Below are 22,462 nucleotides of genomic sequence, written 5' to 3' on the forward strand. Positions count from 1 at the left end.
TTAATTAACAACTTAATATCAATAAATTTTATATTATGTCAGATAATTTAGCCTTACACGGTACAACAATACTTTGTTTAAAAAAGAACGAAGAAATAATTATAGCAGCAGATGGACAAGTCTCGCATGGTAATACCGTACTAAAATCTACAGCACGAAAACTTCGGACTATAGCAAATAATAAAATTATTGCCGGTTTTGCGGGTTCTACGGCTGACGGTCTTGCGTTATTTGAAAAACTTGCAGTAAAGATAGAGCAACATAAGTATAATTTACTTAGAAGTGCAGTTGAGCTTGCAAAAGATTGGCGTAGCGATAAATATTTGAGACGTTTGGAAGCAATGATGATTGTTGCTGATCGTAGTCATATATTAATTTTAACCGGTAACGGTGATGTCGTAGAGCCTGAAAATAATGTGGCAGCAATAGGTTCAGGCGGTTTATTTGCGCTATCTGCTGCTCGCGCTCTAATGTCTTATGAGAATAATTTAACTGCTGAAGAAATTGCTTTAAAATCTATGAATATAGCTGCAGATTTGTGTGTATTTTCTAATCATAATATTATAATGGAAAAAGTTGTATGAAAGCTACTAAAACTACTTATAAAAAAGACCCTATGGGGCTTACCCCTTCTCAAATAGTGAATGAACTTAATAGATTTATCGTAGGTCAAGAAAAGGCCAAAAAAGCCGTTGCTATTGCACTTAGAAATCGTTGTCGTCGTAAAAGAGTAGAAGGTAATTTACGTAATGAAATAGTACCGAAAAATATTTTAATGATTGGTTCAACCGGTGTCGGGAAAACGGAAATAGCAAGACGCCTTGCAAAGCTGACTAATTCTCCTTTCTATAAAATTGAAGCAACTAAATTTACCGAAGTCGGATATGTAGGGCGTGATGTAGAATCAATAATTCGTGATTTAGTCGAAATAGCCGTTAATACTGAAAAAACTTTAGCAAAAACGAAAGTAGATATTCATGCCCGTGAAAAAGCGATCGAGAGAATATTAGATAGTTTAGTAGGTAAAACTTCTAGTAGTGAGACTAGAGAAAAGTTCAAAGAAAAAATTTTAAACGGCGAACTTGATGATACGGAAATTGAAATTAGCGTAGCTGATACTACACCTGTCGGCGGTGGAAGTTTTGAAATACCGGGTATGCCGGGAGCATCTATGGGCGTTCTTAATCTTGGCGATATGATTGGACGAGCCCTTGGCAGCAGTAAGACTAAAACAAAAAAAATGCTAGTTAAAGATGCTATGGCTATTCTTATACCTGAAGAATCAGAAAAATTAATAGACCAAGAAAAAATTATTCAGCAAGCTATAAATTTAGCTGAAAATGACGGTATAGTTTTTATTGACGAAATTGATAAAATAGCTTCAACTGGTAGTTCTGGAGCAAAAAATGCCGAAATAAGTAGAGAGGGAGTGCAAAGAGATTTGCTACCTTTGATAGAGGGCACGACGGTTAATACTAAATATGGACCGGTTAAAACCGATCATATATTATTTATTGCTTCCGGTGCTTTCCATATTGCTAAACCTTCTGATTTATTACCGGAGTTACAAGGAAGGTTACCGATTAGAGTAGAATTAAATTTGCTTACCAAAGATGATATGATTAAAATATTGCTTGAGCCTGAAACTAGTTTAATAAAACAATATTCGGCGTTAATAGGTACTGAAGACGTACGTCTTGAATTTGCTGCTTCTGCTATTGAGAAGATAGCGGATTATGCGATCACCGTTAATTTAGAAGTCGAAGATATAGGGGCTAGAAGGCTGCATACTATACTTGAGAATTTGCTTGAGGATATAAGCTTTGAAGCTAGCGAAATGAAAGGCAAAAAAATAACTATCGATGATAAATTCGTAGAAAATCAATTATCAAAAATAATAACTAATCTTGACTTAGCTAAGTTTGTTCTATAGTATGTTTTTCCAATTAATGGTTAAGGTAAGATTGTTATTTTTCATCATTACGAGGAAATTACGTCAGTAATTGACGAAGCAATCTCAGGAGTTTGTTATTATTTCATGAGATTGTCACGCAGCCTATGTCTGCTCGCAATGACGATTTAGTAGTATCCATGCAATAACATCTACAACCTAGCAAAATAGCATTTTAAGAAAAATTTCATGATAAGGCATATAGCAAGTCTAACGTGTTAAAGCAGTGTTATCTTCTATAGGGCTTGCACTACCTACTAAAAAGATTTTAATAAATTTAGCTCTGGCAGATTTAGTAAAAGAAGGAAGCCACTTCGATCTTGCGATTGCTTGTGCGATACTTACCGCAATGAATATTTTATCTGAACTTGAAATTGCGGAATATTTGATAATAGGAGAGCTATCATTAGACGGTTCAAGCTTACCGGTAAGTGGAGCTTTACCTGCAGCGATTGGGGCTTCTGTTAGAGGTAAAGGTCTTATTTGTTCAAGTAAAAACAGCTCAGAAGTTGCTTGGTCGGGTAATGATAATATACTTGTTGCAGGTAATTTAATTGAACTAGTAAATCATTTTAAAGGTTCACAAGTTTTAACTCCTCCGGAAGCTAAGCTACAAGATGAGCCGATAAATTATCCCGATTTTAAAGATATAAAAGGTCAAACAATTGCTAAACAAGCTTTAGAAATTGCAGCATCAGGTGGCATAACCTTTTAATGTTCGCTTCTCCCGGAACCGGTAAATCAAGACTTGCTGCCTGTCTTCCCAGTATACTACCTAAAATGTCTACAAAAGAAATTTTAGAATGTAGTACGATTACAAGTATTGCAGGAAAATTTTTAGACGGTAAACTTACCAAAGCAAGGCCGTGCAGAACTCCACATTATTCATGCTCACTGGCCGCTATGGTCGGTGGCGGTGTCGGAAAAAAAGTAAAGCCTGGGGAAATTACGCTAGCTCATAACGGAGTATTATTTTTAGATGAACTACCTGAATTTCCACAGCATGTTATTGATGCATGAAGACAGCCTATTGAAAACGGTGAAATACTAATCTCACGATCAAATGCTCATATAAAATATCCGGCAAATTTCCAGTTAATAGCAGCTATGAATCCTTGTAAATGCGGTTATTGAGGCGATTCTTATAAAGAATGTATGAAAGCTCCAAAATGTGCTAGCGACTATCAAATGAAAGTATCGGGACCTATTATGGATAGATTTGATTTGCATATAGAAGTATTTAGTATTAATGTTTATAATTATGACTTGATCTGAATATATAGCTGCAAGAGTCGAGAAAGTACGTTTAATTCAAGAAAAGAGATATGAGAGGGCTATAATATTAAAACAAATAACAGATTAGATGGGCAGTTGTTAATAGATTATGCTATGCCTGCAGATGAAGGTAAAGATTTACTGAATGAAGCGGCAAATAAATTTTGTTTATCAATGCGTGTTTATAACCGAATACTTAGAGTAGCACGCACGATTGCTGATCTTGAGAATGTTGATAAGGTCTTGAAAGTGCATATTGCGGAAGCTTTGAGTTACCCTAAAATGGAATTTAATAATATGTATACGAAGATCAACTTCAAAAATGCTACGTCGTCCTACAAGAGCTTCGGTACTCACGTATTAAGTATACGCTGCGTTCCTCGCCTTGTGGACTCCTTGCTCTTTTTGAAGTTGATCTTCGTATACTGTCTTCATTTTTTGCAATATATTTAAGATGATTTAAGGATAAAAGATATGAGTACTATAATAAGTTTTGATTACGCTATAAAATATTTATTAAAAGATAAAGAGGATTATGAAATAGTCGAGGGATTTATTTCGGCTATTCTTAAAGATGCTGGTTATAGTTCTGTTAAAATAAAAGCCCTACTAGAAAGTGGCAGTAATAAAGAAAATGATAGCTTAAAATCTAGTGTAGCAGATGTCATTGTGGAAGATGAAGAAGGGCATAAATATATAGTAGAAATAGATAAATCCTATACAAATCTTTTTAATGCATAAAGCTTGTTTTAATTCTAGTAGATTAATAGTTGATAGTATTTCTAAGAGCGAGGATTATTCTACTATAAAAAAATATTTCATATTAATTTATTGTATTTTCCTTTTGATAATATGAAAGCACCTTTATATCACGGTAAGACTATTTTTAGAGAAGTTGATAAAAAACACCCTATGAAATTTTCTTTGGGAGATATGAGAGGTAAAATATTTGATTTATATAATGTATTTCCAGAATATATTGTAATATCAGTACCATTATTTAATGATGTTATAAGAGATGAATTGGATGAATGGCTATATGTAGTAAAACATTCTGAAGTTAAGAAAGATTTTAAATCACCATATATGAAGAAAGTAGCAAAACGTCTTGATATACTTAAGATGACTCCTAAAGAGCAAATAATTTATCGTGCCTATATGAATAAAAGCTATAAAGAGTGTGATTATATAGTTTCTGCTGAAGAAAAAGTTAGAGAACAAGGTATGGCAAAAGGAATAGAGTAGGGGAGGAAAAAAGGTAAACAAGAAGGTATACAAGAAGGCGAAGTGACAAAAAGTATAAAAATAGCAAAAAAGATGTTAATGCAAAAAAACTCGATAGAAAAAATACATGAGATTACTGAAGTATCTATAAAAGAAATAGAGCGATTACAAACAGAAATTGAGAACCTTAAAAAATAACTATCTTTAATGACAAAAATTTACTTTATAGCTGGTGAGGTGTCAGGAGACTTTGTAGGTGGTCGTATAATGCAGCATTTAAAAAACAATACAGGAGTACAACTCAATTCACCTGTATCAAGCTTTGTGAATGACGCTGTACAGTTTGTTGGTGTTGGCGGCAAATATATGGAGGAAGCCGGTAGCTTTAAAAGCTTATTTCCTATTACTTCCATAAATTTAATGGGTTTTGTAGAAATTTTGCCTCATATTTTTAAGCTTAAAAAATTAATTGATAAAACTGTGGAGGATATAATAAATAGTAAAGCTGATTTATTAATTACCATAGATTCACCAGGGTTTACTTATCGTGTGGCAAAGCGAGTAAGGAAACTTTTACCAAAGCTGAAAATGATTCATATCGTTGCACCGTCAGTTTGGGCATATAAAGAGGGTAGGGCAGTAAAATACGCTAAAATTTATGATTGTTTATTTGCTTTACTACCGTTTGAACCTCCATATTTTACTAAAGTCGGTCTTGATTGTAGATATATAGGTCATCCGATTATGGAGCAAGAGTTTTATAGTGATAAAATAGCTTTACGTGAAGAGTTTAAAATAGATGAGAATGAGAGAGTTTTGTGTGTTACTCTTGGTAGTAGAAAGGATGAGATTCTAAGGCATTTATCGGTTTTTGTTTCTTCTATTGAAGAAATATTCAAGAGTTGTAATAATCTTAAAGTTATATTTACTCTTGCAAATCCTGCTCATGAGGCAATAATAAAACCGTTTCTAGAAGATGTTAAGTTTAATTATTTATTTTCAAGTGAGAGACTTAAAACTTATGCTGTTGCGGATGTAGCTTTAGCAAAATCCGGTACTAATACTTTAGAGATAGCAGCTTCCGGTACTCCTATGATTGTGGCTTATAAAGTTAATCTTATAAGCTTTTTTATTATCAGGCTATTGATAAAAATAAAATATGTTACGTTGATAAATATTATAGCCGATAAAGAAATAATTCCGGAATTTATCCAATTTAATTGCCGAGCTAATCTTATTAGTAATAAGCTTCAAGAGTTATTATTTAATTCTAAGAAAGCTTATGAGCAGGTAATAGAAAGCCAAAAAATTTTGCAGCAATTAGGATTTAAATCAAACCGATTACAGCTAAATTCAGAAAGTTTTAGACACGATGAATTTAAAGGTAAGCTAGCTAGGTGTACAAAAGTACGTGAACACAGGCTTAGCTTGGAAAATTCGCTTGTATCAAGTGATCGAGATGACGCTGTACCTTCTTATATAGCTGCAGAAATTATTAAACAGGAGTTCTTAGAACCTAAAATAAAGTTGTTAAAAGAGAAAGATTAGTACTTGAAACCGGTGGTCCACAACATTTTCTGAATTATAATAAACATTAATATTAATATAATAACAAAATATATTTCCATGTTTTTTCTTATAGTATTAATTTGTTTCATTAAAATTTTTAAATCATTGGAAATTTTTTTGTATTCCTCATTGTTATCAGAACGCATTGTTGTCAAGAAACCGGATAAGTTTCCTAACTTATTTTGTAAAGCTTTTAACCTTTCAGTATGTTCTTCGTGTTTTAGATCGGTATTGTGATCTTGTATCATAATATATAATGCCCATTATAAGATCAGTATTAACGCCGGTATAGTAATATGCACTATGAATAAAGATTTATATTTCTTGTTTGTAACAAAAATTCTAACTTTTTCATTTTACAGGAGTATACTATTGTTATAGTAAATTGGTTTGCGTTATTAATTTGTTGCTCATTAGTCATCTAATTTTAATTACCAAATATTAAAACTATTGATTGATTTAGCACAAACTATATAATTTAAATTTAGCAAAAAGTTAGTTTTACTATATGTTATTTCAAATGTCAAGAAAAAACCATATTTCGTGGTATTTTTTTTATCAATATTTCTAAGCCTTATAAAAATAATAGTTATTATGTTAAACAACCTATTAAAAACTAAACTTTTTTTAGTTATAGTATCTCTAACTATATTTATTACTTTGCTAAATTTTAGTATATTTTATATTTTTGTGCCGGGTGATCTTACTCAAAATAAAACGATAATTATTGAACCTAAATTATCCGTAAATCAAATAGTTACAAAACTTTATTCTAATGAAGTAATCAAATATCCAAGAATTTTTAAGGTAATTGCTAAAATTTATTCTATAAAAAGACCTCTTAAAAGTGGTGAATATGTGTTTACTCGTAATATATCACCTCTGCAAACTTTAAGAATATTAGCAAGCGGTAAATCTATAATACACAAGATAATTGTCCCGGAAGGTACGGTAGTTAGTGAGGTTATAAAGAAAATTAATGAAGAAAGTCGATTGCTTGGAGAAATAAAAGGGATAATACCTGAAGGTTTTTTAATGCCTTCCACGTATTTTTTTTCTTACGGTGATCAAAAAGAGCAGATAATTGATCACATGAGAAATTTAATGTCTGCTAATTTAGATAAAGTAATGCAAAATCTTGCACCGGATTCTCCATTAAAAACTAGACTTGAGGTATTAACACTAGCTTCAATAATTGAAAAAGAAGCCGGCTCAAATGCAGAAAAACCTATTATAGCAGCAGTATTCATTAATCGTTTAAAGAAAAATATGAAGCTACAAGCCGATTCGACTACTATATATGCTTTGACTGAAGGAAAATTTAAATTAGCAAGAGCTTTAACAAAAAAAGATTTATTGCAAGAACTACCCTATAATACTTATTATATAAAAGGTTTACCACCCGGTCCGATTTCTTGTCCGTCGTTAAAATCTTTAGAAGCAGTGGTAAAATCTGCTAAAACGGATGCATTATTTTTTGTAGTTGATGGTAAAGGCGGGCATAATTTTTCTAACAATCTTAATGATCATAATAGATTTGTTGAAACTTATCGAAAAAGTTTGATTAAAGTACCTGAGCCGGCAATTGATCCTGAAAAACCATCTACTCGATGAACTTCAAAAATTGGCTACGTCGTCTTATAAGAGCTGTGGTGCTTGTATTAAGTATACGCTCCGCTCCTTGTCTTATAGACTCCTTGCTCTTTTTGAAGTTGATTTGCGTATATTTTTATCTACTTAAGGGATGTTATCATGAATAATAGTGAATTTAGTAAAATAGCCGAGACAACAATTGCATATATAGCAGAAAAGATAGAAGAGCAGGATAAAGAAGCAAGTATAGATGTAGATTTACAAGGCGATATATTAAACCTTGATACTGATAAAGGGGTATATGTAATAAATAAACAAAGTGCCGCCAAAGAAATTTGGTTGTCGTCGCCGGTTAGCGGTCCTTATCATTTTTTTTATGAACAAGGCGCATGGACAAATAGAGCAGGGCTTGAATTAATGGCTATTTTAACTGAAGAACTTAATATTAAATTTGATACTTGCCCCACTTGAAAAATTAGCCACAATGTCTTTGTAAGACCTCGGATTCTGAACGTTTAATATACGCTCCGCTCCTCGGCTGACAGACCTATTACTCTTTTCCAAGTTAAACTTCGTATCACTACTCTTCATTTTACTTCGGAGTATATATGAAAGATTTTGAAACTGCCGATAGTGCCGAAAAAGTTTATGATTTAATAATAAAAAATGTTCCTACTCGTGCATCTATATTCATTGATGTTGACGATACGCTTATAACTCCTAAATCAAAAACTTTTAAGCAGCCGCCTTATAATCAAATAATTGATAGAATTAAGGAAAATAAAAGTAGTTATGACAATTATAAGGAAATTATCAGTAATTGGCGTTTGCAGCGAAAAGTAATATTAATTGATGAAGAGTGGGTAGAAGTTATAAACAAGCTCAAGGAAAAGTTTCCGGTTTATGGTCTTACACAAATGAATACGGGAGCATTCGGCAATATTCCTTCTATGCAAGATTGGCGATATAAAGAACTAAAAGAGCTGGGTCTCGAATTTTCAGATAATGAAAAATTAGCAATTTATAATTCAGGACAAAAGGATGATGCTATTTTTTATAAAGGTATATTTATAACTGGTAATCACTCAAACAGTGGTACTTTATCAAAATTTTCTGAAGAGCTAAATGCTAGTTTTATTGTATTTGTTGATGATCGTGCGAAGCATATTGAAGATGTAGGAGATTATTGTAAAAAGAATAAAATAGGTTTTTTAGACATTTTATTTGACGGGCTTAAAAATTTAACAGGCGAACCTGATCCTACACTTGCCGAATTTTAAGAATCATATTTAATAGAAAACGCTAAATGGCTTGAAGATATAGAAGCTTATGGGCTAATGGTCAGGAAGTAATAATTAAATAGAATACATGCCTACATAGATATCGTCATTGCGAGCAGCCATATAGGCGGTGTGGCAATCCATAAAAAATAATAAAAATTCTGTAAATCAGAATTTTTAACTAGATTGCTTCGTCAATTATTTTATAATTTCCTTGCAATGATGACTCAGTATCCACGCAACAATGCCACGCAGGAATGGTATCGAGAGTCGCACAACACTCTAAATAATCCCTAAAATCCATGAGTTTTAAAAATGTACTTTCTAAAAAATTTTTTGATAATATTCGTAGTCTAATACGTCTGTTTCAGCTATCAAAGTTGAGAAAGAAATAATCGGCAATATGAGTGGTGAGGTTGTTTTAGATTTACCCTATGCATGGGCAAATGCCTACATATTACAAGCAAATCAAAAATGTTAAGCTAGAATAGCCTATTGGAAAATTACAGTTTAGAAATCAAGACTCGAATAAAGCTATTTTAAATACGGGAAAAATCAATATTATTCGTTTAAGCTACGAAATATATCAAAAAACCGGTAATCCTTGTGATATCCACGAAGCAATAATTAGACAAAATTTAATTCATTCACCGGGTTATGGGCTTTTTGCTACTCCCGGTGATCTAAATGGAAATGATATAGTAGCGTTTAACATTGAATGGAATAATATTCCTGATAGCTGGAAAACAATATCAGATTATGGTCTTGGTAAAAGCGTGAAATTTAAAGCTATGCCGATTGAATTATATAGTGCAGTTTATGCAGTGGGTGATTTACGTGTTTACAAAATTGTCGATCAGAAAAATCCTGTATATCTTGCGTTACATGGTCAATTTGATCTTAAAGATGAAGAAATAGCTTCTTATATAAATAAAATTATCAAGGGACAAAGAACATTTTTCCATGATAATGATTTTCCTTATTATCTAATAAGCTTAATCGAGGGGAATCAACCTAGACATATGGGCAGAACGGGCTTAACTCATAGTTTTACTGCATTTATTCCTCAAGGTTTGGACAAACAGGATTATATAACGTTACTTGCTCATGAACATCTACATAATTGGACAGGGAAGAAAATACGTAATAACTTAGAACGATTAAATTATTGGTGGAGTGAGGGATTTACCGATTATTATAGCAGGGTTTTAGCCTTACGTTCTAGTGTTATAACGCTTGAGGAATTTGTAGAAGAATTTAATAAATTCTTTGAGAATTATTATTTATCACCTGTTATAAATGAACCTAATAATTTAATCGAAACAGATTATTGGCGAGATTATGCAGTACAAAGATTGCCATATTATCATGGATTTGTTTTGGCACTTTATTTGGACAATTTCATTAAAGAGAATAATAAGAGTAAATCGCTGGATAATGTTATGCTTGATTTATTTAAAACCTCAAAAGAACAAGAATTTTCAAGCGATTATTTTAAAACAATAGTTAAAAATTATCTTCCAAAGGGCATAGATAAAGAGATAAACGAATATATAGAACAAGGTAAAACTATAGATTTAGCTAATGTTGCTAAAGTGCTGCCGATCGAGACAATAACAATGTGGGCATATGATCGTGGTTTTGATAGAGATGCTTTAATAAATAATTATACAATAAAAGATATTGATGAAAATAGTAACGCTTATAAATCTGGACTTAGAAACAGGGACATAGTTATAAAATATGATTTTCCTAAATGGGGTTCTTCTGATCAGATAGTTACAATCAACACAATTAAAGGCGAGTTTCAATTTAGACCTGAAAGTACTAATAAAAAAGATATATAAAGGTTCAAGCCTACTTTGTCTAAAGAAGATAAGCTAAAAATCAAAAAGTTTTTTAACAGCTAAACCTTCTTTTTATCTTAATGTATTATCAATTTTTTAATTATTTATTAATAATATCCATTGACACAACCCAACATTTAAGTTATAATTGCGTCACGATTTAATTTTAAGGGGAAAAATCATGACAAAAAACTATACGGGGCCACAAACTTCAAAAAAAACATCTAGTTACTTTGACAGTGCTACAATTCATTTTCAAAATGCTACCAAAGCTGCGACAGATTTCACAATGTATGTGCTACCTTAGCAACGGAACATGCTATTAATGTGATAGAAAACGGTGCAAAAACTGTATGTTCCGTTCAGGGTTTTGTTTCTGATGTGAACAACTCTAATTATTCTGTTGTATCTACATTTGCTTAAGCAACCGTAGCAAGCCTTGCAACTTTGGCTTATTACAATCCTCCGGTTCTTATCGGTGCTTTTACCTTAGGAGCAATTTTAATTTCGCCGTCCGATTAAAAAATACAGTAAAAGCAGGACTAACTGCAGGATATGTAGCTTATGAAACTGTGTTAGTAGCAGGAACAGCAGGTATAGTTTCTCTTATTGCCGATAATATTTACGGTGATACCGCAGAGCTTGCCGGTGCTATTAATACTAACATGATAGAGTATTATAGTTAAAACATTGTCATACTCAATCGTTATTGCGAGGAGTTGCATGGCTTCTATGTCATTCCCGCGAAAGCGGGAATCTAGTAAAACATATAAAAACTTGTTTTTATATGTTTATTTTACCAAATATACAATTTTTGTACCGATAAGATTATTTTTACTGGATCCCCGCTTTCGCGGGAATGACATAGAGAGTCACGCACTAGTTAAACGCTTTATTATCTCTTCTCTATCAATCAAAGGTAAAACGCCTGCGATTTCCGGTCCTGATTCTCTGGCGGTTAAAGCAAGGCGAAGAGGTAAAAATAACTCCTTACCTTTCCTGCCTGTTATATTTGTTATTTCTTTAGTCCAAATGCTCCAGCTATCTTTAGTGATTTCACCTTTCGGTAATAATTCTGCTGCTTGCTTTAAATATTCCTTATCTAAATTTAGATTTTCTACATTCGGAGTTTGATGGCAAATTTTCCACCAATCTTTTACATCACGTAATTTTTGCAAGTTAGGGCTTACCGATAACCAAAAATTTTCATCAATATACTCGGCATCTATTTCTTTAAGGCGTTCTTTTACTGTATCAAAATCTAAACTTATAAGTAATTTATGATTTAATCTTTCTAAATCTTCCGGCTGATAGATAGTTGGACTTTTAGAGAAACTACTTATCTCAAATTGATTTGCTAGCTTCTCCATTGATTTATAAGGCAAGATTTGTGCTGATGAACCAAGTAAACTAAAAAAGCTAGCGATTGCCATAGCTTCGATTCCGACTTCTTTTCTAAGAGTTGCGATCTCAAACCCTCCAACTCTTTTAGAAATTTTCTCATCTTTATTGATTATTAAACTTAAATGCCCAAAAGTCGGAGGAGTAGTATTTAAAGCCTCAAACATTTGCATTTGAATGGCGGTATTGCTAACGTGATCTTCACCCCTAATAATATGAGTAATATCATAATCAATATCGTCAATAACTGAGCATAACATATAGGTCATACTACCGTCTGCTCTTATCACTATTGGGTCGCTTAAAGCCTTGCCGTCATATTTAATTTCGCCTTTGATCATATCATGCCAGCTAATCGGTTCATGATTTACCAAAAATCTATAATGCGGTTTTCTTCCTTGTTCTATATATTTCTTTGCTTGCTCTTCAGTTAGATTTAAGCTAGCTCGATCATAAATCGGTGGTAAACCTTTAGATAATTGAAATTTACGCTTTAATTCTAGCTCTTCAGGAGTCTCATAGCAGGCATATAATCTTTTTTTGTCTAGTAATAGATTTTTGATTGCATCATATCTACTTAAACGACTTAATTGATTAAATGTCTGATCCCAATTAATATTTAAAAATTTTAGATCTTCCTCGATAGCGTCTTTATATTCCTGTTTACTACGCTCTAAATCCGTATCGTCAAATCTTAAAATAAACTGTCCGTTATGCTTCTTTGCATATAGCCAGTTAAGCAATGCTACCCTGATATTACCGACATGTAACATACCGGTCGGTGACGGAGCAAATCGTGTTATAACTTTTGTCATAAATAAGTAATTTTATTAATTGTCATCCCGTGGCTTGACCACGGGATCTTGTATCACAGCCTGTGTCCTGAGACCCCGTGATCAAGTCACGGGGTGACACTAAACCATTTACGCCGGTTTCTTCTCTAATTTCGCTTTATTCTCTTCAATTAGCTTCATCGCATCATCTAAGCTTAAATTTAGAAAATCATATTTTTTTTGCACTGAAATAAATTTACCCATATATTTTATGTAAGGACCGAATTTACCGTATCCTATCATAATTTCCTCGTCGCTATCTTTATGAATACCTATTTTTAGCGGTAAGCTTAGAAGCTTTAATGCTATATCAAGTGTAATATCATTTTGGTTCAAGCTAGCAGGCACGGGGCTACGTTTTGGCTTTACTTTGCCTTCTTGTTCGCCAAGTTGAATATAAGGTCCGTAAGGTCCTTTTTTCAAATATATTTCTACTCCGTCTTTATCCGTACCTAAAACTTTATTCTCATTAGGCATAGCGGCAGGCTCGCCTTCATTCTCGTTGTTATCGTTACCGCTAACAATAGATTTTCTAAAAGTACATTCAGGGTAATTACTACATGCTAAAAACGCTCCGAACTTACCAAGCTTTAAGCTAAGTTCGCCCGTGTTACATGAAGGACAAACTTTAGATTCTTTATTCTCACCGAACAGGTGATAATCAAGGGCTTTCTGTACATAGCTAATAATCTCGGTTATTTTCTGCTCGTTTACTGATTCAATATTATGGTTAAAACCGCTCCAAAAATTATTTAAAGCAGCTTTCCATTCAAGTTTGCCGGCTGCTATTGCGTCTAATTCGTTTTCAAGTCCTGCAGTAAAATCATATTCAACATATTTTTTGAAGAAACCGACTAAAAATACCGTTACCAAACGTCCAAGTTCTTCAGGTATAAATCGTTTTTTCTCAAGAGCAACATATTTTCGATCTTGTAAAACCGATAAAATACTAGCATAGGTCGAAGGACGACCGATCCCAAGCTCTTCAAGTTTTTTCACTAAACTTGCTTCTGAATATCTTGGAGGCGGTTCAGTAAAATGTTGATTTGGAATAACTTTTTTAGTTTTAAGCGGCTCTTGTTCTTTTAAAGGCGGCAGCATTTTATTTTCTTCTTCAGCTTTATCGTCCATACTTTCACGATAAACCTTATAAAATCCGTCAAAGGCTATAGTCGATCCGTTTGCTTTTGCCAAATATTCTTTATTTTCCGAAGCTAAATTTGCAACTACCAAATCCATTATAACATTTTCCATTTGGCAGGCTATAGTTCTTTTCCAAATCAACTCATAAAGCTTATAATAATCCTTTTCTAGCTTTTCTTTTAAGCTATCAGGAGTATAAGTAATATTTGTTGGTCTTATTGCTTCATGAGCTTCTTGAGCATTTTTTACTTTGGATTTATAAATTCTAGGGCTAGTCGGTAAATATTTATCGCCGTAACTTTTATCGATTAACTTACGTATATCTGCTATTGCATCATTTGATAATGTAACGCCGTCGGTTCTCATATAAGTAATAAGCCCTATAGTGTCCTTACCTATATCAACACCCTCATAAAGTTTTTGTGCTATTTGCATAGTCTTTTTAGCACTAAAACCTAATTTTCTTGCTGCTTCTTGTTGTAGTGATGAAGTAATAAAAGGAGGTTGTGGTTGACGTTTTTGTTGTTTTTTTTCTATCTTATCAACATGAAATTTTTGAGATTTTAATTTTTCGGTTAAATCTTTGGCGTTTTTTTCGTTAATAATTGAGAATTTTTCTAACTTCTGATCGTTTACGTGAGTCAATTTAGCAGTAAATAGTTCGTTATTACTATTTTGCATTTTAAGGCTAATATCCCAATATTCTTCTGACTTAAAACGCTCTATTTCATCTTCTCGCTCACATATTAATCGCAGAGCCACGGACTGCACACGTCCTGCCGATTTACATCCCGGTAACTTACGCCATAAAAGAGGTGAAAGGGTAAAGCCGACTAAATAGTCTAAAGCTCTTCTTGCTTGTTGGGCATTTACTAAGTTATTGTCAAGTTTCCTAGGGTTTTCAACGGCATGAATAATTGCTTTTTTAGTGATTTCGTTAAATGCTATCCTTTTGAAAAAATCATCGGATTTAACTTGATTCTTTTCTTTTATTACCTCTGCAACATGCCATGAGATAGATTCACCCTCACGATCAGGATCGGTTGCAAGATATACTGCATCAGCTTTTTTAGCATCTTTAACTATAGCATCTACATATTTACCGGCTTTATCAGAAATATCATATTTCATTGCAAAATTTTCATCAGGTAACACCGAGCCTTTTTTAGAAGGTAAATCTCTAATATGACCGAATGATGCAATGACCTTAAACTCATCACCTAAATATTTATTTATCGTTTTTGCCTTTGCCGGCGATTCTACTATTACTAATTTCATCTACTTATTATAAACTAATGATATTTTATTACCGGCGTGACGCATTACTGTCCCGGCGAGTTCTAATTCTAATATTACCGTATATATGATAGGAAGCGGCAATTCTATTTCTTTTGGTAAATATTCCAAGTCTATGGGTACTGCCGATAATAATTCCAATATAGCAAGCAGTACGCTCCTTTTGTGACGGTTCTTTAACATATCTCGTATTTACTTACTGTTCCTAGCTCAACAAAATCCTTAAATAATCCATCATCTTTTTTCATAAATTCTTCATATTGTGGTAAATTAGCTACAATATAGTCTACTGATTCCACTAAATATGCTCCATCTCTAATCAATTTATTTGTACCTTAACATCTTGGATCTAAAGGAAAGCCGGGAACGGCAAATATTTCCCTATTTTGTTCAAGTGCAAATTTTGCAGTTATTAATGAATCGGATTTTAAGCTTGCTTCTACTACCACTACTCCTAAGGCTAGTCCCGATATTATCCTGTTACGCTGTGGGAAATGTTTTCCAAGCGGGGTAAAGCCGATAGGTAACTCAGCTAATATTAAACCTTCTTCTGCTAAATTTTCAAATAGTTTTTTATTTTCCGGTGGATATATATGATCAATACCGCCTGCAATAACTCCGATAGTTTGAGAAATTGCAGCTTGATGTACGCTGCTATCTATTCCTCGTGCTAACCCTGAAACGGTTATATAACCTTCTTTTACTAAATCATTTGCAATTTTATGCGCAAAGCTTCTTCCGTTTGCAGCAGCGTTTTTGTGCCTACTATTGCAACGCATTTATTATGATTTAATAACTCTATATTACCTTTATAGCTTAATATTGGCAGTGGATCATAAATTTCAAGTAATAATTTTGATATTCCGGAGATTTATATGTGATGATCTTAGCATTGTCTTTTTCGAGAAGCTCTAACTCTTTTTCAGCATCGCTTTTACTGAAAATTTTAATTGGTTTTGACTTTCCGCCTCGCAATGAAAAATCCGGAACGTTATCTATGGCAGTTGCTACATCACCAAATAATTTAATTAAACTAAAGAAAGTTTTAGGACCGATATTTCACTCCTAATAAGACGTAAAATATTAATTGTTTCAATATTATAAGATATTTTAGGAGCAGAAAATAATTCTTTCAACATTATTTAGGGTTATTTGATATTGCGTTAGTGCTGTATGTCATTCCTGCCTAGTCGGGAATCCAGTCAAGCATATAAAAATTTGTGTTTTTATATGTTTATTTTGTTAAATATGTAATTGTTTATCAATGTTAAGGTTATTTTTTGCTGGATTCCCGCTTTCGCGGGAATGACATAGAAGCCATGCAACAACACTAGACAAGTCACGGTAGGACAGTTTTTCACTTTAATAACACAGTAGTAATATATTACAGCTTCTCTGCATGTGAGCTTAAATAATGTGCTATACCTTCATGTGATGGGGTAATTGCTTCCTCACCTTTATGCCAGCCGGCAGGACAAACTTCGCCGTGCTTTTGATGATGAGTTAAAGCATCGATTACTTTTAATGTATAATTAATATCACGACCGATAGGTAAGTCGTTAACTAGCATGTGACGTACTATGAAATTCTTATCGATTAAAAAAGTTCCACGCAAAGCAACACCGTCTTCATTAAGTACATTATATTTTGAAGAAATATCCTTTTTTATATCGGAAACCATTGGGAATTGTACTTGTCCAAGCCCGCCTTTATTATGCGGAGTATTTTTCCAAGCTAAATGGCTAAAATGAGAATCAACGCTAACAGCTACTACTTTAGTACGTCTTTCGGTAAATTCACCAAGCTTATTGTGAAATGCTATAATTTCCGATGGACAAACAAAAGTAAAATCTAGGGGATAAAAAAATAACACTATATTATCCCCTGCAGCATAATTGCTAAGTTTAAACTTATCGTCTATATTATTATTAGGCATAATAGCTTGGGCTGTAAAATCCGGAGCAGTTTTGCCGACAAATACTGACATATTCATAACCTTTTATTAATTAATAATCTGATATGATATATAAAACTAATTATTATTACAATAATAAATCGTTATAAATTGCTACTTATCTATTTTCGTTCCCGAAGAAGCTTTTAATTGGTTAAATATAGTTAATGCTCCGGTTATAAAACTACTCGGTTCTGAAAGATTTGCGGGTAAAATTACGGTGTTGGTATCTTTAGCCAAATTACCGAACGCACTAATATATTGCTCGGCTATTTTAAGAGCTACTGCATCACTTCCTCCCGTTTTTTGTACGGCAGTTGCGACAATCTCAATACTATTTGCCGTAGCGGTAGCGACTAAGCCTATTGCTTCAGCTTCACCTTTTGCCCTGTTAACTTGATCTGTATAAGAAGCTTCTGAATTCAGTACGATTTGTGCTTTTTCACCTTCTGCATGGTTAATTTTTGCTTGTCTATTACCTTCCGACTCTAGAATTTGAGCTCTTTTTTGACGCTCTGCCGCTACCTGCAATTCCATAGCTTTGAGTATAGTTTGCGGAGGTTGAATATCTTTAATTTCATAACGCATACATTGTATGCCCCAATTTATAGCAGCCTGATTAATAGCTGCTACAATTGCTACGTTTAAAGTTTCGCGCTCTTCAAAAGTTCTATCTAAAGGGAGTTTACCGATTTCCGAACGCATAGTAGTTTGAGCAAGCTGTGTTATGGCATAGTAAGGATTATTAACACCATAAGATGCTGCCATTGGATCAATGATCTTAACATATAAAACACCGTCTATAGATAATGTTACGTTATCGTTTGAAATAGCTGTTTGAGCGGTAACGTCTATTGCTTCTTCTTTTAAAGTATGTTTGTATGCTACTCTCTGAATAACAGGGATGAGTAAATTTAAGCCAGGTTGCAGTACCTTATCGAATTTTCCAAGTTTTTCTACTACCCATGCTTGTTGTTGCGGTACAACTTTAACCATTTGTATTATAACTAAAATCGCTATAATACTGAAAATTAATAATGCATATTCCATAATTCAATACCTTTTTTATTTTCACTCTATATTATTTTTAATTATAAAAAAAGGATTTAAGTTAAACGGTACTTAATTATATATTTTTTTATCACTAAAATGGGTTTTAATTACTTTGAGTAAAGAAAGAATGCTTGAATATTCTTCAAGTTGTTCATTTACATTTTTTATCTCATTTAAAGCGCTATTAAAATCTTTCTGCAATAAATACGTTTCAGCAGCTTTATTTTGTTCTAGTGTTTTAAGTAAAATACTTTGTAAAAATCTATAATAATAGTCGTCTAGTTTATGTATATCAGACATAATAATAAATCATATAATTATTGAGTTCTTAATTTATATATAAATTTTTTAATAATTCAATAATTTTTAACTAGATTTACATATACTTAAGTCTTTATCTATTATGTCGGAATCTATATTTAAACAGTCAAGGATTGAATGAAATACATAATCATGGCTAATTTCGGTATTAGCATAATTTTTAATTGAAGATACTGATTTAGGATATTTGGCTTGAAAAGCATCTGATACCCAAACTATAAGAGGTACGGTTATTTGTTCTGCAAGTAGTGGACCGCCGTGACCGTAATAACCATTTTCTCCGAGGGATTCGCCGTGATCAGATACATATAATAAAAATGCATTTTTATCTTTAAGCAAATCTATTAAATTAGATAAAAAAAAATCGGTATATAAAATAGAGTTATCATAACTGTTAACTAAAGCAAGCTTATCGCAATCACTTGCATCGCCCTTAACCTTAATAGGACAGGTAGGGGTAAAATACTCAAACTCTTTTGGATATCTCGCATTATAGTTCCAATGGCTGCCGGAAGTGTGAACTACTAAAAATTGTTTCTCTGAGTTTGTTATTATTTCTTTTATAAAAGGCAATATTTTTTCATCATGATCATTTAAAGAAAATAGGGCAGAGCCGCCCGGTACTATAGTAAAATTAACGTCATTATATATATTACTGAGGTCAAAATTTGCAAAACTCCTCATTAAAGTTTGAGTACCGATCCAGGTAGTATTAAAGCCAAGATTTGTTAAAATTGATAAAAAGCTGTTTTCTTGTCTACTATTTTCAATTTGACTTGCAGGATAACGTGAAAGTAACGACGGTACGGAAAGATAGGTAAGGTTAGAAGAAGATTTAGCTTTGAAAGAAATTAGGTTTTGAGTAGTCTTTAAGTAAGGAGTCGTATCTCTTTCATAACCGTTAATACCGAAATGATCAAATCTTGCTGATTCTCCTATAACTAAAACACCGATAATATCTTTATCTGACTTATCTATAAAGTTATATTGTTTGCTAATATCTATACATGCATAATTTTTTTCACCGAAATTTCCGGCAAAATTAAGGTAGCTATTATGTAAATACTGAATGGGAAAATAATTTTTTAGTATCTTAAATGAAGGAGTAATAATATTATATACAAAAATAAGTAAGCAAGCGGCAGATAATAGTTTTGTTACGAATGATTTAGAATTTTCGGCGGCAAAAGATTTGAGAGTATAAAAACAGGTAAAAAGGCAAAAAATTATCCATATTATTAACTTAATGCTGGTTAATTCATAAACTTCGTTTAAATCAGTTGAGAAAAAACTACCTATTACTTGTTTAGTAGGATTGATTTTGAAGAAATAAATGTAATAACTAGCAATAGCGGATGTTATAAATAAAAACCCCACGCCGATTTTTAACACTAATCTATGTACGCTAAGACCGAAAAATGCTATAAAAGAAAATATATAAATATAGCAAAAATCTTTTGATAACTCTAATATCCCTCTAAAGATTGTTGCTTTATAATAATCAAATTTATAAATCAATATTGCGGTATTAAATAATAAACAATAAATAAAGGCTAAAATCGCCGATAATTTAATTAATTTCGTATCTAAATGTTTCTGAATAGTTTTTAGCATAAATAATAATTAATAAAGTAATTTTTATAACTATCATGATCATAAAAAATCTTCAAGAATTTTATCGGCTTTTAATACCAAATGCTCCGCTTATCGCTATTGATTACGGAAGCAAAAAATTAGGAATCGCATTATCTAATCAAGAACGTAGTATTGCTATGCCCTTAAATACTATAACCGAGATAAATAAAAAAATTGTTATTACTTCCTTGCTTAATATCATCGAGAAATATAAAGTTTGTGGTGTTATAATAGGTCTACCGATTGATATGAGCGGAGCAGTAACGGAGCAAACAAATATAGTGATGAAATTTGCTGAAGAGCTAGCAAAATCTATAAACTTGCCTATATATTTACAAGATGAAAGATTAACTAGCAAAGCTGCAAATAATTTTCTTAAATCGTTTGGAGTGAACAGAAAAGACCGTAATAATAACGATGATGCAGTAGCTGCTAGTATGATTCTTGAAACCGTGCTTGATTCTATAAAAAATATTTAATTAGGAAAGAATTGAGGAGTTGTTGCATGGATCGAAAAACCTACTCAATGTCATCCCCACGAAAGCGGGGATCCAGCAAAATAACTTCAATATTGATATAGAAGTGGCATATTTGACAAAATAAACCTATAAAAACTTGTTTTTATAGGTTTTACTGGATTCCCGCCTACGCGGGAATGACATAAAACGGTCCATGCAACAAAGCCCAGAATAAATTACCTCCTATTTCACCGGGACAAATTTTACTAGCAGAATTTATGGAACCTATGGGGATTAGTCAAAGCAAACTTGCTCGTGATATTGATGTACCCGTTACTAGGATCAATAATATAATTAAGCATCATCGTTCAATTGCCGATGATACAGCCCTTCGTTTGGGTAAGTATTTTAATATTAATCCTCGTTGGTGGATGAATATGCAAGACCAATATGATTTAGAGCTTGCAGAAGATGAAGGTTGGAAAATTACAGAAGATAGAATAAGAACCTTTTCTATGGCAAGTTAATTATTTATAACTCAATATTGTTACGCACTCAAAACACTATTGTAAAGATATATTATTTATGATAGAACCGATTCGGTAAAAATAAATAAAATATACTATGAAAATATTAATTTTAGGTGTTACCGGTATGCTAGGTAATAGCATATTCAGGTTTTTAAGTAGTGATAAAAAATTTGATGTTTTTGCGACAGCCCGAAATAATTCAGCTCGTTCTTACTTTTCTAAGGATTTATCCGATAAATTAATTACAAATGTAGATGTTGAGAACCATGATGCGTTAGTTGAGGTATTTAATCACACAAAACCCGATATAGTAATAAATTGTATAGGGCTTGTAAAACAATTGGCAGATGCTAATGACCCGTTAAAAGCATTACCGATAAATAGTTTGCTGCCTCATAGGCTAGCTAATTTATGTAAACTAGCTAATTCAAGGTTAATCCATATTAGTACTGATTGTGTGTTTTCAGGAAAAAAAGGTAATTATAAGGAAAGCGATTTTTCTGACTGTTATGATCTTTACGGTCGTTCAAAATTTCTTGGTGAGGTAGATTATCCGCATGCTATCACATTGCGTACTTCCATTATAGGTCATGAGCTAGCAGGCAATAGAAGCTTAATCAATTGGTTTTTAAGTGCAGAAGGTTCAGTGAAAGGGTTTGAGAAAGCTATTTATTCAGGATTCCCGACAGTAGAGCTTGCAAGAATAATAAGGGATTTTGTGTTACCTAATAAAGAGTTGCACGGGCTTTATCATGTTGCCTCAAAACCGATTAATAAGTTAGAATTGTTAAAATTAGTAGCAGAAATATATAATAAAGAAATCGATATTATTTCATCAGATGAGCTTGTAATAGATCGTTCACTAGATGGCACTCGTTTTAATGAGGTGACGGGATATACGCCTCCTGAATGGCGTGAGCTTGTAAAGCGTATGTATGAGTTTAAGTAAATTGTCATTGCGAATATAGGCTTGTACACGGAATCCAGCATAAAGTGAGATAAATCGAGCTTTTTATGTTTGTATTTTTTATAACTGGACCCTGTGGACAAGCCACAGGATGACTACCTTAGAGTGTTTCTCGATTGACACAATGACAGA

24 protein-coding genes and 3 pseudogenes are annotated in these 22,462 nt (G+C 32.6%); 16 read left to right on the forward strand and 11 right to left on the reverse strand.

From position 1 onward, the window contains the following. Window positions 1-35: 35 nt before the first annotated feature. The 8 genes and pseudogenes from hslV (at window position 36) to lpxB (ending at window position 5,998) form a co-directional block, all read left to right on the forward strand. The gene (hslV, locus tag C4Q30_RS08065) at window positions 36-584 is read left to right on the forward strand and encodes an ATP-dependent protease subunit HslV (protein ID WP_014014134.1); all 549 of its coding nucleotides are present in this window, start codon (window positions 36-38) and stop codon (window positions 582-584) included. Then, entirely contained in the window at window positions 581-1,933 is a 1,353-nt protein-coding gene (hslU, locus tag C4Q30_RS08070) for an ATP-dependent protease ATPase subunit HslU (RefSeq protein ID WP_103897682.1), read from the forward strand. The genes hslV and hslU overlap by 4 nt, the downstream gene beginning before the upstream one ends. A gap of 244 nt (window positions 1,934-2,177) precedes the next feature. Next, window positions 2,178-2,666: a magnesium chelatase domain-containing protein gene (locus C4Q30_RS08075; RefSeq protein WP_103897683.1), complete on the forward strand. Its 489-nt coding sequence runs from the start codon at window positions 2,178-2,180 to the stop codon at window positions 2,664-2,666. Then, a pseudogene (locus C4Q30_RS10790) lies at window positions 2,666-3,226 on the forward strand (ATP-binding protein). Before C4Q30_RS08075 ends, C4Q30_RS10790 begins: the two are co-directional and overlap by 1 nt. Window positions 3,227-3,340: 114 nt before the next feature. Further along, window positions 3,341-3,679 carry a magnesium chelatase subunit ChlI family protein gene (locus tag C4Q30_RS10795; RefSeq protein WP_245207549.1) on the forward strand — a complete coding sequence of 113 codons (339 nt, stop codon included), beginning with the start codon at window positions 3,341-3,343 and terminating at the stop codon, window positions 3,677-3,679. A gap of 21 nt (window positions 3,680-3,700) precedes the next feature. Beyond that, window positions 3,701-3,967: a PD-(D/E)XK nuclease family transposase gene (locus C4Q30_RS08095; protein ID WP_209445223.1), complete on the forward strand. Its 267-nt coding sequence runs from the start codon at window positions 3,701-3,703 to the stop codon at window positions 3,965-3,967. A 90-nt stretch (window positions 3,968-4,057) separates the two neighbouring features. Beyond that, window positions 4,058-4,648: pseudogene (locus C4Q30_RS08100) on the forward strand (hypothetical protein). Window positions 4,649-4,657: 9 nt separating this feature from the next. Next, on the forward strand, window positions 4,658-5,998 hold the full coding sequence (gene lpxB / locus C4Q30_RS08110) for a lipid-A-disaccharide synthase (protein WP_103897686.1): 1,341 nt from the start codon (window positions 4,658-4,660) through the stop codon (window positions 5,996-5,998). Here the strand turns inward: lpxB and C4Q30_RS08115 are convergent. Further along, window positions 5,995-6,267 carry a hypothetical protein gene (locus C4Q30_RS08115; RefSeq protein WP_014014139.1) on the reverse strand — a complete coding sequence of 91 codons (273 nt, stop codon included), beginning with the start codon at window positions 6,265-6,267 and terminating at the stop codon, window positions 5,995-5,997. The two genes, lpxB and C4Q30_RS08115, sit on opposite strands and share 4 nt — an antisense overlap. A gap of 346 nt (window positions 6,268-6,613) precedes the next feature. Between C4Q30_RS08115 and mltG the strand changes: the two genes are divergently transcribed. The 5 genes and pseudogenes from mltG (at window position 6,614) to C4Q30_RS10600 (ending at window position 11,261) form a co-directional block, all read left to right on the forward strand. Continuing rightward, window positions 6,614-7,633 carry an endolytic transglycosylase MltG gene (gene mltG, locus C4Q30_RS08120; protein WP_010977088.1) on the forward strand — a complete coding sequence of 340 codons (1,020 nt, stop codon included), beginning with the start codon at window positions 6,614-6,616 and terminating at the stop codon, window positions 7,631-7,633. A 138-nt stretch (window positions 7,634-7,771) separates the two neighbouring features. Continuing rightward, window positions 7,772-8,083, forward strand: a complete 312-nt coding sequence (cyaY, locus tag C4Q30_RS08125) for an iron donor protein CyaY (RefSeq protein ID WP_103897687.1) — start codon at window positions 7,772-7,774, stop codon at window positions 8,081-8,083. Window positions 8,084-8,220: 137 nt separating this feature from the next. Then, window positions 8,221-8,892 (forward strand): DUF2608 domain-containing protein, encoded by a 672-nt coding sequence (locus tag C4Q30_RS08135; protein ID WP_103897689.1) that lies wholly within the window; start codon window positions 8,221-8,223, stop codon window positions 8,890-8,892. Between the two features lie 791 nt (window positions 8,893-9,683). Continuing rightward, the gene (locus tag C4Q30_RS08145) at window positions 9,684-10,739 is read left to right on the forward strand and encodes a M61 family metallopeptidase (protein WP_245207550.1); all 1,056 of its coding nucleotides are present in this window, start codon (window positions 9,684-9,686) and stop codon (window positions 10,737-10,739) included. Between the two features lie 327 nt (window positions 10,740-11,066). Then, window positions 11,067-11,261 (forward strand): annotated as a pseudogene (locus C4Q30_RS10600) (hypothetical protein). Window positions 11,262-11,611: 350 nt separating this feature from the next. Here C4Q30_RS10600 and gltX read toward each other — a convergent pair. The 10 genes from gltX to C4Q30_RS08190 form a co-directional block, all read right to left on the reverse strand. Next, complete coding sequence (gltX, locus tag C4Q30_RS08155) at window positions 11,612-12,955, reverse strand: glutamate--tRNA ligase (RefSeq protein WP_103897690.1); 1,344 nt, start codon at window positions 12,953-12,955, stop codon at window positions 11,612-11,614. A 108-nt stretch (window positions 12,956-13,063) separates the two neighbouring features. Continuing rightward, window positions 13,064-15,394 carry a type I DNA topoisomerase gene (topA, locus tag C4Q30_RS08160; RefSeq protein ID WP_103897691.1) on the reverse strand — a complete coding sequence of 777 codons (2,331 nt, stop codon included), beginning with the start codon at window positions 15,392-15,394 and terminating at the stop codon, window positions 13,064-13,066. Beyond that, window positions 15,395-15,595: a DprA-like winged helix domain-containing protein gene (locus C4Q30_RS09240; RefSeq protein WP_209445224.1), complete on the reverse strand. Its 201-nt coding sequence runs from the start codon at window positions 15,593-15,595 to the stop codon at window positions 15,395-15,397. Then, window positions 15,589-15,735 carry a hypothetical protein gene (locus C4Q30_RS09245; RefSeq protein ID WP_209445225.1) on the reverse strand — a complete coding sequence of 49 codons (147 nt, stop codon included), beginning with the start codon at window positions 15,733-15,735 and terminating at the stop codon, window positions 15,589-15,591. The genes C4Q30_RS09240 and C4Q30_RS09245 overlap by 7 nt, the downstream gene beginning before the upstream one ends. A 12-nt stretch (window positions 15,736-15,747) precedes the next feature. After that, on the reverse strand, window positions 15,748-16,191 hold the full coding sequence (locus C4Q30_RS09250; RefSeq protein ID WP_209445226.1) for a DNA-processing protein DprA: 444 nt from the start codon (window positions 16,189-16,191) through the stop codon (window positions 15,748-15,750). A gap of 37 nt (window positions 16,192-16,228) precedes the next feature. Further along, a complete protein-coding gene (locus C4Q30_RS10605; protein WP_342447548.1) occupies window positions 16,229-16,468 on the reverse strand; it encodes a DNA processing protein DprA in 240 nt (79 codons plus the stop codon). Window positions 16,469-16,796: 328 nt separating this feature from the next. Continuing rightward, window positions 16,797-17,399, reverse strand: coding sequence for a peroxiredoxin (locus C4Q30_RS08175; protein WP_103897692.1), 603 nt, complete (start codon window positions 17,397-17,399; stop codon window positions 16,797-16,799). 81 nt (window positions 17,400-17,480) lie between these two features. Beyond that, window positions 17,481-18,416 (reverse strand): SPFH domain-containing protein, encoded by a 936-nt coding sequence (locus tag C4Q30_RS08180; RefSeq protein ID WP_014014149.1) that lies wholly within the window; start codon window positions 18,414-18,416, stop codon window positions 17,481-17,483. 72 nt (window positions 18,417-18,488) lie between these two features. Beyond that, on the reverse strand, window positions 18,489-18,719 hold the full coding sequence (locus C4Q30_RS08185) for a hypothetical protein (RefSeq protein WP_014120688.1): 231 nt from the start codon (window positions 18,717-18,719) through the stop codon (window positions 18,489-18,491). 66 nt (window positions 18,720-18,785) lie between these two features. Then, window positions 18,786-20,354, reverse strand: a complete 1,569-nt coding sequence (locus C4Q30_RS08190; RefSeq protein ID WP_103897693.1) for a phosphoethanolamine transferase — start codon at window positions 20,352-20,354, stop codon at window positions 18,786-18,788. A gap of 35 nt (window positions 20,355-20,389) precedes the next feature. Between C4Q30_RS08190 and ruvX the strand changes: the two genes are divergently transcribed. The 3 genes from ruvX (at window position 20,390) to C4Q30_RS08205 (ending at window position 22,312) form a co-directional block, all read left to right on the forward strand. Beyond that, on the forward strand, window positions 20,390-20,854 hold the full coding sequence (ruvX, locus tag C4Q30_RS08195) for a Holliday junction resolvase RuvX (RefSeq protein ID WP_103897694.1): 465 nt from the start codon (window positions 20,390-20,392) through the stop codon (window positions 20,852-20,854). 266 nt (window positions 20,855-21,120) lie between these two features. Next, on the forward strand, window positions 21,121-21,360 hold the full coding sequence (locus tag C4Q30_RS08200) for a HigA family addiction module antitoxin (RefSeq protein ID WP_245207551.1): 240 nt from the start codon (window positions 21,121-21,123) through the stop codon (window positions 21,358-21,360). A gap of 97 nt (window positions 21,361-21,457) precedes the next feature. Next, window positions 21,458-22,312 (forward strand): dTDP-4-dehydrorhamnose reductase family protein, encoded by an 855-nt coding sequence (locus C4Q30_RS08205; RefSeq protein WP_103897696.1) that lies wholly within the window; start codon window positions 21,458-21,460, stop codon window positions 22,310-22,312. Window positions 22,313-22,462 lie beyond the last annotated feature (150 nt).

The organism is Rickettsia fournieri (assembly GCF_900243065.1).
Taxonomy (GTDB): Bacteria; Pseudomonadota; Alphaproteobacteria; order Rickettsiales; family Rickettsiaceae; genus Rickettsia; species Rickettsia rickettsii.

Coding starts and splice junctions, on each gene's coding strand:
- C4Q30_RS09240 (WP_209445224.1), bottom strand. CDS start 15,595: ATGTTAAAGAACCGTCACAAAAGGAGCGTACTGCTTGCTATATTGGAA.
- C4Q30_RS10795 (WP_245207549.1), top strand. CDS start 3,341: ATGCCTGCAGATGAAGGTAAAGATTTACTGAATGAAGCGGCAAATAAA.
- C4Q30_RS08190 (WP_103897693.1), bottom strand. CDS start 20,354: ATGCTAAAAACTATTCAGAAACATTTAGATACGAAATTAATTAAATTA.
- C4Q30_RS08180 (WP_014014149.1), bottom strand. CDS start 18,416: ATGGAATATGCATTATTAATTTTCAGTATTATAGCGATTTTAGTTATA.
- C4Q30_RS08135 (WP_103897689.1), top strand. CDS start 8,221: ATGAAAGATTTTGAAACTGCCGATAGTGCCGAAAAAGTTTATGATTTA.
- C4Q30_RS08205 (WP_103897696.1), top strand. CDS start 21,458: ATGAAAATATTAATTTTAGGTGTTACCGGTATGCTAGGTAATAGCATA.
- topA (WP_103897691.1), bottom strand. CDS start 15,394: ATGAAATTAGTAATAGTAGAATCGCCGGCAAAGGCAAAAACGATAAAT.
- C4Q30_RS08175 (WP_103897692.1), bottom strand. CDS start 17,399: ATGTCAGTATTTGTCGGCAAAACTGCTCCGGATTTTACAGCCCAAGCT.
- C4Q30_RS08095 (WP_209445223.1), top strand. CDS start 3,701: ATGAGTACTATAATAAGTTTTGATTACGCTATAAAATATTTATTAAAA.
- hslV (WP_014014134.1), top strand. CDS start 36: ATGTCAGATAATTTAGCCTTACACGGTACAACAATACTTTGTTTAAAA.
- cyaY (WP_103897687.1), top strand. CDS start 7,772: ATGAATAATAGTGAATTTAGTAAAATAGCCGAGACAACAATTGCATAT.
- hslU (WP_103897682.1), top strand. CDS start 581: ATGAAAGCTACTAAAACTACTTATAAAAAAGACCCTATGGGGCTTACC.
- C4Q30_RS08115 (WP_014014139.1), bottom strand. CDS start 6,267: ATGATACAAGATCACAATACCGATCTAAAACACGAAGAACATACTGAA.
- C4Q30_RS09250 (WP_209445226.1), bottom strand. CDS start 16,191: ATGCGTTGCAATAGTAGGCACAAAAACGCTGCTGCAAACGGAAGAAGC.
- C4Q30_RS08145 (WP_245207550.1), top strand. CDS start 9,684: ATGCCGATTGAATTATATAGTGCAGTTTATGCAGTGGGTGATTTACGT.
- C4Q30_RS08185 (WP_014120688.1), bottom strand. CDS start 18,719: ATGTCTGATATACATAAACTAGACGACTATTATTATAGATTTTTACAA.
- ruvX (WP_103897694.1), top strand. CDS start 20,390: ATGATCATAAAAAATCTTCAAGAATTTTATCGGCTTTTAATACCAAAT.
- lpxB (WP_103897686.1), top strand. CDS start 4,658: ATGACAAAAATTTACTTTATAGCTGGTGAGGTGTCAGGAGACTTTGTA.
- gltX (WP_103897690.1), bottom strand. CDS start 12,955: ATGACAAAAGTTATAACACGATTTGCTCCGTCACCGACCGGTATGTTA.
- C4Q30_RS08200 (WP_245207551.1), top strand. CDS start 21,121: ATGGGGATTAGTCAAAGCAAACTTGCTCGTGATATTGATGTACCCGTT.
- mltG (WP_010977088.1), top strand. CDS start 6,614: ATGTTAAACAACCTATTAAAAACTAAACTTTTTTTAGTTATAGTATCT.